The 13,440-nt window shown below is 48.0% G+C and carries 9 protein-coding genes; 8 read left to right on the top strand and 1 reads right to left on the bottom strand.

What is annotated here, in order from left to right:
- Positions 1-54: 54 nt before the first annotated feature.
- Genes HPC38_RS02080 through HPC38_RS02050 form a run of 7 tightly spaced genes read left to right on the top strand, consistent with a single transcriptional unit; the run spans position 55 to position 8,966 of the window.
- Entirely contained in the window at positions 55-867 is an 813-nt protein-coding gene (locus HPC38_RS02080) for a ChaN family lipoprotein (RefSeq protein ID WP_208119622.1), read from the top strand.
- Complete coding sequence (locus tag HPC38_RS02075; RefSeq protein ID WP_208119621.1) at positions 864-2,822, top strand: prolyl oligopeptidase family serine peptidase; 1,959 nt, start codon at positions 864-866, stop codon at positions 2,820-2,822. The genes HPC38_RS02080 and HPC38_RS02075 overlap by 4 nt, the downstream gene beginning before the upstream one ends.
- Positions 2,823-2,837: 15 nt before the next feature.
- Positions 2,838-5,090 (top strand): TonB-dependent receptor domain-containing protein, encoded by a 2,253-nt coding sequence (locus HPC38_RS02070; protein WP_208119620.1) that lies wholly within the window; start codon positions 2,838-2,840, stop codon positions 5,088-5,090.
- Between the two features lie 15 nt (positions 5,091-5,105).
- The gene (locus HPC38_RS10520) at positions 5,106-6,329 is read left to right on the top strand and encodes a transferrin-binding protein-like solute binding protein (RefSeq protein WP_208119619.1); all 1,224 of its coding nucleotides are present in this window, start codon (positions 5,106-5,108) and stop codon (positions 6,327-6,329) included.
- A 41-nt stretch (positions 6,330-6,370) separates the two neighbouring features.
- A complete protein-coding gene (locus HPC38_RS02060; RefSeq protein WP_208119618.1) occupies positions 6,371-7,216 on the top strand; it encodes a heme/hemin ABC transporter substrate-binding protein in 846 nt (281 codons plus the stop codon).
- A complete protein-coding gene (locus HPC38_RS02055) occupies positions 7,213-8,220 on the top strand; it encodes a FecCD family ABC transporter permease (RefSeq protein ID WP_208119617.1) in 1,008 nt (335 codons plus the stop codon). Before HPC38_RS02060 ends, HPC38_RS02055 begins: the two co-directional genes overlap by 4 nt.
- Positions 8,220-8,966: an ATP-binding cassette domain-containing protein gene (locus HPC38_RS02050; protein ID WP_208119616.1), complete on the top strand. Its 747-nt coding sequence runs from the start codon at positions 8,220-8,222 to the stop codon at positions 8,964-8,966. The genes HPC38_RS02055 and HPC38_RS02050 overlap by 1 nt, the downstream gene beginning before the upstream one ends.
- Before the next feature lie 46 nt (positions 8,967-9,012).
- On the opposite strand, the gene HPC38_RS02045 is transcribed toward HPC38_RS02050, so the two are convergent.
- Positions 9,013-10,299: a citrate synthase gene (locus HPC38_RS02045; RefSeq protein ID WP_208119615.1), complete on the bottom strand. Its 1,287-nt coding sequence runs from the start codon at positions 10,297-10,299 to the stop codon at positions 9,013-9,015.
- A gap of 311 nt (positions 10,300-10,610) precedes the next feature.
- Here HPC38_RS02045 and sucA point away from each other — a divergent pair, with 311 nt between their 5' ends.
- Positions 10,611-13,418, top strand: a complete 2,808-nt coding sequence (sucA, locus tag HPC38_RS02040; protein ID WP_208119614.1) for a 2-oxoglutarate dehydrogenase E1 component — start codon at positions 10,611-10,613, stop codon at positions 13,416-13,418.
- The last annotated feature ends 22 nt before the right edge of the window (positions 13,419-13,440 follow it).

The following is a 13,440-nucleotide window of genomic DNA, read 5'->3' as shown; positions in this document are numbered from 1 at the left end:
ATCAAATAATAATTATTATCATTCTTTTTCTCAGTTATAATCTTTATGAAATGGATGTTCGCACAATTCGTCGCCTTGCTCACCGTTTTGCTGACAAGCTGCGCGCAAAACACGCCCTTATCAAGCACGATATATGATCGCCACCATCAGCCGATTACCTTTGATGCAATGCTCAGCACCTTAAACAACACCGATTTTGTGCTGCTCGGTGAAGTTCACGACAACGCTGCACACCACGATGCCGAACGCCAATTATTCAATGCACTTAGAGAGCAACCTAAAGGGTTATCCAACGCGGTGTTAGAAATGCTGCCAAGCGCCCAAAATGCGCAACTCAATCACGTGCAACGCCATATTCGTCAAGAGCGCATCCGTGAAGATGAATGTACCGCCTGCTTGCTGGATTGGGATCCAAAATGGGATTGGACGCAATACCGCACTTTAGTGTCCGCCATCGCCCGCTCCCAAACTGCACTTTTAGGCGGCAACCTTACACGCGATGAAATCAATACCATTATGCAGGGCGCTTATCCACTCAATGGTCAACAATCCACCACGGCGGCAGTTAAAGCACGCATTGCCGACATCATCACGCAAACGCACGGCGAAATGGATGAAGCGATGCTCACGAAATTAGTTAGTGTGCAGCAGTTTAAAGATCGCCGCATGGCGCAAACATTGGTTGACGTAACGCCAAAAGGCGCTCGTTCGCTTTTAATTGCTGGGCGTTTTCACACCAGCCGTTTTTTCGGTGTGCCTGTACATCTCAACGATTATCAACGCCGCCAATACGCCGTGATTATCATGACGGATAACCAAGCCGCCATACCAGTTGGAGAAGCAGACTTTATTTGGGAGATCCGATGAAATTTGGTGCCCTCATTCTCTCATTGACCTTCGCTTTTGCCGCGCAAGCAGCCGTGCCCGATAGCACGATCACGCAAGAAAATGCACAAACTGAGCGCTATTTTGCTGATGTCGAGCCGCTTAAAGCCAAGCTGGCGCAAGAAATGCGTGGGCGCATTCAGCATCAAAGTGCGGTGCAAACATGGGTTGATGGCAATTATCGTTACCGCAAAATCACCGCACAGCGCTATCCGCACTTTCAACGTGCGCCTCTCGGCTCAGATGATTGGCAAAGCCTCGTTGATGGCGATGTCCGCGGGCAAAATCACGCCTATTATCAACTGATGCCGCCTGTCATCAGCCCCGATGGTAAAACGGTTGCCATTGCAGAAGACACACAAGGGCGAGAACTTTATCACATTGCGTTTGGCAAGATCGCACAAGATACATGGCAAAACGAGTTGCTCAACACTACAGGCGAGATCGTGTGGGCGAATAACAATCAGCAGTGGTATTATTTACAAAAAGATCCTAAAACTAACCGTATTTTAGGGCTTTATTTGCACACCATCGGCACACCACAGCACCACGATCGCCTGATCTATCAAGAGCGCGATCCACGCTTTTATCTCAGCCTGTCGCGCTCACAGTCAAAACGCTATCTGCTGCTTGATATTGCAGGGCTTGCCCAGTCAGAAACGCACGTGTTGGATCTCAGAGCCAAAAATCCTGAGTTAACGGTGTTTAAACCGCGTGAGGCTAACGTGGAATATTACCTTGATCACGCCAACGATGGCTTTTATATCCGCACCAACAAAACCACACCGCACTTTGCACTGTTTTACGCGCAAAACATCAATTCGGCGTGGCAATTGTATTATCACGCCAATGCCAATGAGGGCGAAACACTGGAAAGTTTTACCATTTTACCGCAATGGGTGGTGGTAAAAGTGCGGTCAAAAGGGCTTGGCGTGTATCGCTATTGGCGCAAAGCTGCCCCCGATAAGCCTCATCAAATCACTTTTCCTGATGCCAATTATTTAGCGCGCTTGCAACTCGGCGAAAATACCGCGCAAGGCATTTTAGATTTCAACTACACCGCTATGCTCACGCCCAAAACCCACTTGCGTTATGACCTCAACAATGCCCAATGGCTGAATAAGCCAACCGCACTTGACGAGGATTACCACAGTGAATATACGCTCATCACTGCCCGTGATGGAACGAGAGTGCCGGTGTCGCTGATTTATAAATCCTCTCTGCTTAAAGCCCAAAACACCCCCGTGTTGCTCACGGCCTATGGTGCGTATGGCTTTAGTTTTGAGCCCACTTTTGGTACAGGTTACCAAAGCTTGCTTGACCGCGGTTTTGTCTATGCTATCGCTCATGTGCGCGGCGGCGGTGAGCTGGGCGTTGACTGGCACGAACAAGGGCGCAAACACCATAAGCGCAACAGCATCAATGACACGGTGGATGTTGCCCAAGCCTTGGCGGCACGTTTTCATACCACGCATCTCTATGCACTGGGTGAAAGTGCGGGTGCTTTGGCCATTGCGGGTGCGATAAATCAAGCGCCAACATTATTTCGCGCAGTGGTATTACAAGTGCCTTTTGTTGACGTGCTCAGTGCACTCAATTCACCCGATGGCTTAGGCGCGCAAGAAAGTGAAGAATGGGGCGATGTGAATAATCCAGCCGATGTTGAGTACATCAAAAGCTATTCACCTTATCAAAACATCCGCTCTCAACCCTACCCTGCCTTGTTTGTGGTAAGCGGCGAGCAAGACACCCGCGTACCGCTGAGTGACAGCGTGAAATTCGTCAACAAACTGCGTGTAAACTCCCGTAGCACACAGCCGATTTTGCTCAGCATTGAGCGTAACAGTGGCCATCGTCATGGGCTGGGGCGATATGCGCGCATGCAGCGCAATATTGACAGCTACCTTTTTTTCTTAAAACAAGAACATCATCAGTAACCTTAAGGAGATTTTATGCAACTGAGTAAAATTGCAAGTGTGGTGATCGTTACCTGCCTTGCGAGCTATTCTGGCATTCTATGGGCCGAGAGTGTGACCGCACTTGATACCATTGAAGTATTAGGCGAGAAGAAAACCGCCGAACAACAACGCTATACCCAAACAGGGGCGGTGAGCACCATCGGCAGCACCGATAAAACCATGCAATCCCTTGACAGCACCATTCGCTCTCTGCCTGGCACTTACACCAACATCAACCCAACCCAAGGCACCGTGAGCGTAAATATTCGTGGGTTGACGGGCTTTGGGCGAGTGAACACCATGGTCGATGGCGTGCCACAAACCTTTTACGGCACCTCATCTAACTCAGGCAGCCGCTATCACGCGGGTGATGACGGTGAGGGCTACGGGCCAAGCAGCCAATATGGCGTGATGATCGACCCGAATTTTATCGTAGGCGCCACGGTAGAACGTGGCTTTAGCAAAGACGGCGCACATAACATCAATGCCCTTAACGGTAGCGCAAATTTCTGCACACTGGATGTTGACGATGTGGTGTTTGAGGGCAATCGTTTGGGTGGTTTAGCCAAATTCAACACTGGCAACAACGGCGTGGGCCGTGGTGGCATGTTAGCCCTAGGTGGCAAAACACTGTTAGATAACAACGGGCACATTGGCGCTTTTGTGGCTTACTCAGGCAACTCCAGCAAAGCCAATTACAAAACGGGCGCAGGCACATTTTCCAGCAGTAATGACTACGTTAAACGCCTTGACCAGCGCCCACGCTCGTGGCTGACAAAAGTCGAATGGAAAGCCAACAACGATCATTTTATTAAACTCAGTCATAATGGCTATCGCAACAATGTTGGCGGGCGTGAAACTGAGCATAATAGCTATAGTGTAGATTATCGCTACACCCCTGTTTCCCCTTGGGTGGAAATACAGTTGCTGGCTGCCAAAAGCACTAACCAGCAAATTTTCAATAATGATGCTAATATTTGGCAAATCTCTGATGCCAAAACCAAAAACACCTCTGATTATATCGATCTTAACAACAAAATGGCCTTTGACGCACTGGGCGCACAAAACACGCTCACCGTAGGGCTAAATTATCTCAGCAACAAATACCGCAAAAGTGCGGTTGCCGCGAATCAAGACAACTACGACTACACCCCATTTGCCCCGACAGGTGAACAAAAAATGCGCAGCGCTTACGCCGCATTGGAATCTGAATGGTCACACTTTATCTTAGACACCAGTTTAGCGTACAGTCAATCTGTCACCAAGGGCTACAAACCTGCCTGTGATGAAAGCCCTTGCTTTCCACAAGGTGCCGCGCACATGAAACTCACGCAAAGCATTTTAAAACCCACCGTTATGCTCTCTTGGAAAGCGAATAGCTGGCTCACCCCTTATGCCAGTTATGCTTATACCTCACGTTCACCCAATTTAAATGAGATCTTTTTCAATCACCAAAGTGGTGGTTCGATGAATCCATTTTTAAAACCAGAAAAAGGCAATAATATTCAGCTTGGTTTTAATGTTCATAAAGACAACCTTTGGGTAAATGATGACTTTTTCGGGCTAAAATTCACGGCGTTTTATAGCAAAGTGCAGGATTTTATCTATAACCAAAGTTTTTATTATTCAAGCTCAGGCGTTCCTGTAAAACTCAGTGATCCGCGTGCAATCAGCCACTTTCAAGTTTATACCAATGCCGTCAACACCATCAAGCAACGCGGTATTGAGCTGGATATGAACTATGACGCAGGCTTTGCTTTTGCCCGCTTGGATTTAAGTTATATCAAATCCAATGAACCACTGGATGTCACCTCCACCGTTGGTACTGGCTTTGGTACCGTGGGTGTCACCACATTGCCTGCCAGCTATGGTTCCCTTGAGCTTGGCGGGCGACTGCTCGACCGCACTTTGACCTTAGGCACGATTTTTAAATACACCGGAAAAAACCAACGTGTTAAACCCAATGGCTTGACTGTAGATTACGCTGAAGGCAACGACACCCTTGTGCAAGATATGCCCAAAGTGCCGATTATTGTTGATGCCTACGCCAACTACCAACTCAACAAATACATTTTGCTCAAAGCCTCTGTGCAAAATGTGATGAACAAGAACTACGTGGAAGCGCTCAATAGCCTCAACTCCACTGCATCGCAATACAGCGTTGATGCCAACCAAAATGATGTATTTTCATTCACCAACTCAGCCCGTGGCAGAACGTTTTATCTCGGTGCTGAAGTGCGTTTTTAAACATAAGGAGCAATCATGAAATTCACACCACTTACTCTTGCTGCCAGCCTTGTGCTGGCACTTAGCGCCTGCTCATCTAACAGCACCGACTATTCACTCGATAAAAGCACCCCCCCAACCGCGGTGAAAAATCCACACGCCCCAGCAAAACCTGCTGAGCCTAAAAAAACCACAGAGCCTGCTAAACCCATTGAACCTAAACCCGCTGAACCTAAGCCAGTTGAGGCAGTAAAACCTGCAGAATCGACCAACCCTGCTGAGCCTGAAAAAAAACCTGAGCCAGTAACCCCTTCAGAACCAGATGAACTTAAACCAGCTGATCCAGTAAAACCTGCCAAGCCACCTAAGCCAGCAGAGCCTGCTAAGCCTGAGGTGGTGAATGGATTGGAAAATCGCAGTTTTAGTATCCCCATGACAACTGATGAAATTGGTGCTGCGAATGATACTTTCAATCCTCTCGTTAAAGATGGCAAAGCACTTTATTACAATGCTGGTGATTCCAGAGAATTTATGAATCCTAAAACAAGAAAAAACGTATTATTAGCTGATGCGCTTAAAGAAAGCGATTTCCTACAAAAAGGGGAAATTGATCCACAAAAAGTGCAATATCTTGAGGTGAAAGCAGATGACGGTACACTGTTGGGTAAATTCCAATTTGTGAATCAATCTTATTCCAGCTATGCCACCTTTGTACCTGAGATGACAAGAATTGAATATGGTGAGCATCTTACACCTGAAAATGTTGCGCTCTTTGTTGCCAACCCAACCACAGAGGAACAATTCGCCAAACTGCAAGGCTCTGCGACTTATTCAGGCCACACACTCGGGTATGTTGATGGCCCGAAAGGCAAAACACCAACAAAAGGCTATATGGGTGATGTCAATTTTAATGTGAATTTTGACACCAAAATGATCGACGGCAAAGTGACCGCACGTCAAGATGGTTTCACTAAATACAGCTCGCGATACACAGACGATGATGATCTACCGACAGAAAAAGGCATTGAACTGACCAAAAAAGACTTGATCTTAAAACCGACCAAAATCGAGGTCAGCAAAAACGGTACTATGAGTTTTGGTAAAGGAGCCAGTGATAACGTTGCTTGGATGGACGGTGATAAAGAAGTCGCAACCCAAAACTACGGTGGCACATTCGCAGGCCCCAATGCAGACGAAATTGTCGGCCAAATTGGTGGCGGTAGAGAACGCATCGCCTTTGGTGCGAGCCGTGATAAATAAGCAAAGTGCGGTCTGACCGCACTTTTCAATAAGGAGCAGACATGAAAAAAATAGTAACCGCACTTTTGGCGTTTGCGCTGTCCGCAGGCGTGCTGGCGCAAGAGGCGCAGCGCATTGTGTCGGTGGGCTTTGGGGTCACACAGTTAATTGATGCCCTTGGCGCGGGCGAAAATATTGTCGCCGTGGATTCCACCAGCAAAGCCTTTGCCAACGAGCGCAACTTGCCCGTGCTGGGCTACCAACGCAAGCTGGCCGCGGAAGGGATTATCGCATTAAAACCCACTGACATCATTGGCAGTGAGGAAATGGGGCCTGAAGCCGTATTATCGCAATTAAAACAGGCGGGCATTAACGTGTTGGTGCTTGACAGTGCGCAACACAATATTGCCGATTTAGAACAGCATATCACCACCCTAGGCGACAAGCTGAGCAAGCAAGCCCAAAGTGTGGTGTTGCTGGAAAAAGTAGCTCAACAAAAAGCGACTCTCGCGCAACATAAGCAACCGTTGCAAAGTGCGGTGTTTCTTTTTTTAGGTGAAAAAGGCGCGCTCTTTGCAGGCGGCGACAAAACCACCGCCAATGGTATGTTTTCACTGATTGGGCTTGATAATATCGCTGCCAGCAAAACAAATTATTACCCTTATGGTATTGAAACGCTGATCCGCTCACAACCTAAAGTTGTTTTTATTTCCGAGCGCAGTTTAGCGCAAGATCTCGACGGCATTTTGAAAAAATATCCGTTTTTAACTCAGCTAAATGCCACACAGCAGCGCTGCATTTTCACCGTGAATGGTAAAGCGTTGCTTGGCGGTTTTAATTTAAGTTCATTATCGGAAAGTGTACGGCTGCAACAAGCCATTGCTCAAAACCCAGCATGTCAAAAATGAAACTGATTTCACCGGCGCTCTTTTCAAGCATAACGCTGGCACTGTTGGTTGCGCTGTGCCTGCTGTCGCTAAGTTCTGGGGCAGTTAAATTAGATATTGCCCACGTCGTGACCGCACTTTTAGGGCAAGGCGACAGTGGCAATGTGTTTATTTTGCAACAGTTGCGCCTGCCTCGCACGCTCAATGCGATCACCATTGGCGCCATTTTAGGAGGCTGTGGTGCTGTGCTGCAAGGGTTATTTCGCAATCCGTTAGCCGACCCAGGTATTATTGGTGTCAGCGCAGGCGCAGCACTGGGCGCAGGCATTGCGATTGTGCTGCTGCCCACCGCCCTGTTTGGCTTTCAGCTGGGGATCACGTCCACCTTTGCCTTTATCGGCAGTTTGGTCATTACGCTGTTTGTCTACCGTTTGGGGCAAACGCCATATGGCTCACAAATGACATTGATGTTGCTTGGCGGCATTGCCATTGGCGCAATCGCCTTTGCTCTGCTCGGCTTGTTGCAATACATCGCCGACGACCGCGCGCTGCGTGACCTCACCACTTGGCAGCTGGGCTCACTGGCACAAAGCAATTATTGGCATGTGGGCATTACTGTTGTCGTTCTCATCCTTGTGCTGGTGCGTTTTCACTCCCTCGCACAGGCTTTAAACGCACTGCTATTAGGCGACATTGAGGCGCAGCATTTGGGTGTGAACATTGAGCGCGTTAAACGCCAGTGCATTTTTCTCACCGCGCTGGCGATCGGCATTGCTGTGGCGGTGGCGGGCATTATCGGCTTTGTTGGCTTGGTTGTGCCGCACATTTGCCGTGGCTTATTAAGCGCTAATCATAAAATTCTGATTCCTGCGAGCAGCCTACTCGGTGCGGTGTTATTGCTGTTTGCCGACATTCTCGCACGCGCTATCGCACCGCCTGCTGAGGTGCCCATTGGCATTATCACCGCACTTCTAGGCGCGCCGTTTTTTATCGCTTTGCTACTCAAGTTAAAAGGAAAAGTATAATGCTTAGGCTCAATCAAGTTTCAGCTGAGGTAAGCGGCAAAATGTTGCTTTCACCACTGAGTGTCACGCTTGATACGCCGTGCTGCGTGGGCATTATTGGCGCCAATGGTGCGGGAAAATCCACCTTGCTTAAAACAATTGGGCAAAATATCGCTTATCAAGGCGAGGTACTGTGGCAAAATCAGCCACTGGCAGCATTAAGCGAGCCGCAGCGCGCTGCCTGCATGGCGTTTATGCCGCAACATAGCCAAATGGCGTTTGCCTTAAGTGTGCAAGAGATTGTCGAGATGGGCGTGATGATGCACCCGCAGCTGAAAAACAAAAATGCGGTTGTCCATCAGGCTATGGCACAATTTGAGATCACTGAACTTAAAGCACAAAATTATTTGCATCTTTCTGGAGGTGAAAAACAGCGAGTACACGCCGCACGCGTGTGGGCACAAATTCAAGCCACCGACGTGCCCAAATTAGTGCTGCTAGACGAACCCACCAGCGCGCTGGATCTCAAACACCAACATTTTTTTTTGCAACACACACAGCAATTAGCGCAAAAGCATATTGTGCTCATTGTGCTGCATGATCTCAACTTGGTCAGTCGCTATTGCGATAAACTCTTACTGCTGCGCCGTGGCGAATTGATCAACTTTGGAGACACCAAAACGTTGATGACAGCGCAAACTATCCACGCGCTTTATGATTACCACGCCGAGGTTTTTGAGCACAACAATCGCATCCACATTAGCTAAAAAAACCGCACTTTAACGTGCGGTTTTAATCAAAGTGCGGTTGACATTAAGATTTATCTAACGGGGTGAACTCGCGTTTTTCATGCCCCACATACACTTGGCGTGGGCGCACGATGCGGATCGCACCGTCGTTGTACATTTCCTTCCAGTGTGCAATCCAACCGACGGTGCGCGCAAGTGCAAACATCACGGTGAACATCGACACTGGGATACCGATCGCTTTGAGAATAATGCCAGAGTAGAAATCCACGTTCGGGTAGAGTTTGTGATCTTTGAAATACGGATCACTTAATGCAATGCGTTCTAGCTCCATCGCTACATCGAGCAGTGGATTTTGCACGTTAAGCTCTTTGAGCACTTCGTGGCAAGTTTTGCGCATCACTTTGGCACGTGGATCGTAGTTTTTATACACGCGGTGACCAAAGCCCATTAAACGGAATGGATCATTTTTGTCTTTTGCTTTGGCGATATATTCAGGGATACGATCAACGCTACCGATCTCCTCGAGCATATTAATGCACGCCTCGTTCGCCCCGCCATGTGCTGGCCCCCAAAGTGAAGCGATACCCGCAGCGATACACGCAAATGGATTGGCGCCCGATGAAGCGGCGGTGCGAACGGTGGAGGTGGAGGCATTTTGTTCGTGATCAGCATGGAGAATAAAGATGCGATCCATCGCCTTTTCCAACACAGGGTTGACCACATACGGCTCACATGGGGTGGCAAACATCATATACAAGAAGTTTCCCGAGAAGGATAGGTGGCGTTGTGGGTACATAAACGGCTGGCCGATGGAATATTTATAACACATCGCCGCCAATGTTGGCATTTTCGCCAACAGACGATAGGCGGTCAGCTCACGGTGATACGGATTGGCCACATCGGTGGAGTCGTGATAGAACGCTGCCAGTGCGCCACTCACCCCACACATAATCGCCATTGGGTGGGAATCTCGACGGAAGCCATGGAAGAAGCGCGAGATTTGCTCGTGCACCAGTTCGTGTTTTTTCACACGGTTGCTAAAGGCGATATATTGTTCCTTAGTTGGGCGTTCACCAAACAACAACAAATAAGAAACTTCAAGGTAATCAGCGTGTTCTGCCAGCTCTTCAATAGGGTAGCCACGATGGAGCAACATCCCCTGCTCGCCGTCAATGTAAGTGATTTGTGATTTACACGATGCAGTGGACATAAACCCAGGGTCAAAAGTGAACAGTTGATTTTTCACCAATGGCTGCACGTCAACGGCATCATAACCCAACGAGCCTTGTTCTACATTAAGCTCAAATTGACGACCATCACTAATAGACAGCGTTGCTTTCAGTTCTGACATACATACTCCTTTGTTATTGTCCTGTTAACCACAAGGTGCAGCACAAACCGCACTTTTATTGCATCCCAAAAGGGGTTATTTATAAACTTGCTAACAATTTAGCCCTTTATCATTAAAAATTAAAGTCTGAAATGATTAATTTGTTACTTTTTTGTAAAAAATTCTAGGCTCGTCACATTATAAAAAATTTTTTTAGGTATAATTTCACCATTCATGACAACTTGCGTTATATTTTTAACACATAGCCGTGTGTTGGAAATGAATAAGCGGTAAACTAACCCCGAAACGTGGATAGAAAAAGGTCTAAATTTATGCAACAAAATCATGCAATGCAAGACTGGATTGACACCAGCGCCCTAGGCGGTGCCAATCAAAGTTACATTGAACAACTTTATGAAGATTACTTAAACGACCCCAAGAGCATCGATGACAGCTGGCGTGAGATTTTTGACCAATGGCCCGAGCCGCAACTGCCCGAGCAGGCTCATAGTCCCGTACGGGATTACTTTCGTGAGCTGGCTCGCGAAAATGCCAATAAAGGCACGCACACGATTATTGATCCTAGCGCCAGTCAGCGCTTAGTGCGGATTTTGCAGTACATTAATGCCTATCGCTATCGCGGACACCTGCGTGCGGATCTCGATCCACTAAAAATGTGGCAGCGGCTGTCAGTGCCAAACCTTGATTATCAATTCTACGGTTTGGAAGACAAAAATCTGGATGAAGAATTTAACATCGGACGATATGTTTACGATCAAGAAAACATTACCTTGCGTGAACTGTCTGAAAAACTGCACGCCACCTATTGTGGCACAATCGGATTGGAGTTTATGCACGTGCATAATGTGGAAATGCGTGATTGGCTACAAAAGAAAATGGAAGCGCGCATTGCCAAACCGCACTTTAGTAAAGAAGAAAAAATCACCTACCTACAAGAGCTGACTGCCGCCGAAGGGCTTGAGCGTTATTTGGGTGCAAAATTCCCAGGCGCTAAACGCTTCTCCCTTGAGGGTAGCGACGCATTTATTCCGTTGATGAAAGAAATTATCCGCCACGCGGGTAAATTTGGCGCGCAAGATATTGTGATGGGCATGGCGCACCGCGGGCGGTTAAATATGCTTGTCAATGTACTGGGCAAAAAACCTGTTGAGCTCTTTGATGAATTTGCCGGCAAGCACAGCAATGAAGAACGTACCGGCGATGTAAAATACCACCAAGGGTTTTCGTCTAACTTCCACACTGAATCAGGCGATGTGCATTTATCACTAGCGTTTAACCCATCCCATTTAGAAATTGTCAGCCCTGTGGTCATCGGCTCAGTACGCTCACGCCAAACACGGCTCAATGATGAAACCCACGACAAAGTGCTTGGCATCACCGTGCATGGTGACTCCGCTGTAACTGGTCAAGGCATTGTGCAAGAAACATTGAATATGTCCGCCACCCGTGGCTATACCATTGGTGGCACCATTCGTGTGGTCATTAATAACCGCATTGGCTTTACCACCTCTTATCGTGGCGACACCCGCTCGACCGAATATTGCACCGACATCGCCAAAATGGTGGACGCGCCAGTGATTCATGTCAATGGCGACGACCCAGAAGCGGTAGTCTATGCTGCACGTATGGCGGTGGAATTCCGTGCGAAATTTAAACGCGATATTTTCATTGATCTCGTGTCTTATCGCCGTCATGGGCACAATGAAGCGGATGAGCCATCTGCCACGCAGCCGATGATGTATAAAGCCATCAAAAAACACCCAACCCCACGCAAAGTCTATGCTGATCGTTTGATTGCTGAAAACGTGGTCAGTGATGATCAAACCTTTGAAATGATCAATGAATACCGTGACGCGCTTGATAACGGTGAACGTGTAGTGAAAGAATGGCGTGAACTTGACCGCACTTCACTGACATGGTTGCCGTATCTTAACCACGATTGGACAACTGCCTATGACAGCACGTTCGACAAAGAACGCTTTATGCAGTTGGCGAAAAAAGTGTGCATGTATCCACAAGAGCACAAACTGCACAACCGCGTGAAGAAAATTTACCAAGACCGTGAGCTGATGGCTGCAGGTGAGAAACCACTTGATTGGGGCATGGCGGAGATCATGGCCTATGCCACCTTGCTTGATGACGGCAATGCTATTCGCCTCTCGGGTGAAGACTCTGGTCGTGGCACCTTCTTCCACCGCCACGCGGTGATGCACAACCAAGAAGATGGCACTTATTATATTCCATTGCAACACTTACACCAACAACAAGGGCGTTTTGAAGTCTGGGATTCCGTACTCTCAGAAGAGGCGGTGCTGGCCTATGAATACGGCTATGCGACCTCTGATCCCAAAACATTGGTGATTTGGGAGGCACAATTTGGCGACTTCGCCAATGTGGCGCAAGTAGTGATTGACCAATTTATCAGTTCAGGCGAACAAAAATGGGGACGGATGTGCGGCTTGACCATGCTCCTACCACATGGCTATGAAGGCCAAGGTCCTGAGCACTCCTCTGCTCGCTTAGAACGTTATCTACAATTATGTGCAGAACAGAATATTCAAGTATGTGTGCCGTCAACGCCTGCACAAGTTTATCATATGCTGCGTCGCCAAATGCTACGCCCAATGCGCCGCCCACTGATTGCACTGACACCGAAGTCACTTTTGCGTCATCCGCTGGCCATTTCAGACATGGACGAGTTGCTCAATGGCACGTTCCAACCTGTATTGCCAGAAATTGACTCTCTCGATCCAAACACAGTGAAACGCGTGGTATTGTGTGCTGGCAAAGTCTATTATGACTTGTTGGAAAAACGCCGCGAAAAAGGGCAAACCGATGTCGCCATTATCCGCATTGAGCAGCTCTACCCTTACCCAACCCAAGAGGTGCAAGCGGTGTTGGCACAATATCACCATGTGAAAGACTTTATTTGGTGTCAAGAAGAGCCACTTAACCAAGGGGCTTGGTATTGTAGCCAGCACAACTTCCGCACATCGCTGCCAGATGGCGCAAGTTTGAATTACGTAGGGCGAGCGGCATCAGCTTCTCCTGCAACAGGCTTTGCATCGCTGCATAATGCGCAACAAAAAGCATTAGTTGAGCAAGCGTTGAATATATAACCGAACAAAGATGACTAAGGAT

Source organism: Spirabiliibacterium pneumoniae, assembly GCF_014884995.1.
GTDB lineage: Bacteria > Pseudomonadota > Gammaproteobacteria > Enterobacterales > Pasteurellaceae > Spirabiliibacterium > Spirabiliibacterium pneumoniae.
The sequence above is the reverse complement of the archived record's forward strand: the minus strand, read 5'-3'. Positions and strand labels throughout refer to the sequence as shown.

Excerpts from the sequence above, each read along its gene's own strand:
- HPC38_RS02080 (WP_208119622.1), top strand. The coding sequence starts at position 55 with ATGTTCGCACAATTCGTCGCCTTGCTCACCGTTTTGCTGACAAGCTGC.
- HPC38_RS02075 (WP_208119621.1), top strand. The coding sequence starts at position 864 with ATGAAATTTGGTGCCCTCATTCTCTCATTGACCTTCGCTTTTGCCGCG.
- HPC38_RS02070 (WP_208119620.1), top strand. The coding sequence starts at position 2,838 with ATGCAACTGAGTAAAATTGCAAGTGTGGTGATCGTTACCTGCCTTGCG.
- HPC38_RS10520 (WP_208119619.1), top strand. The coding sequence starts at position 5,106 with ATGAAATTCACACCACTTACTCTTGCTGCCAGCCTTGTGCTGGCACTT.
- HPC38_RS02060 (WP_208119618.1), top strand. The coding sequence starts at position 6,371 with ATGAAAAAAATAGTAACCGCACTTTTGGCGTTTGCGCTGTCCGCAGGC.
- HPC38_RS02055 (WP_208119617.1), top strand. The coding sequence starts at position 7,213 with ATGAAACTGATTTCACCGGCGCTCTTTTCAAGCATAACGCTGGCACTG.
- HPC38_RS02050 (WP_208119616.1), top strand. The coding sequence starts at position 8,220 with ATGCTTAGGCTCAATCAAGTTTCAGCTGAGGTAAGCGGCAAAATGTTG.
- HPC38_RS02045 (WP_208119615.1), bottom strand. The coding sequence starts at position 10,299 with ATGTCAGAACTGAAAGCAACGCTGTCTATTAGTGATGGTCGTCAATTT.
- sucA (WP_208119614.1), top strand. The coding sequence starts at position 10,611 with ATGCAACAAAATCATGCAATGCAAGACTGGATTGACACCAGCGCCCTA.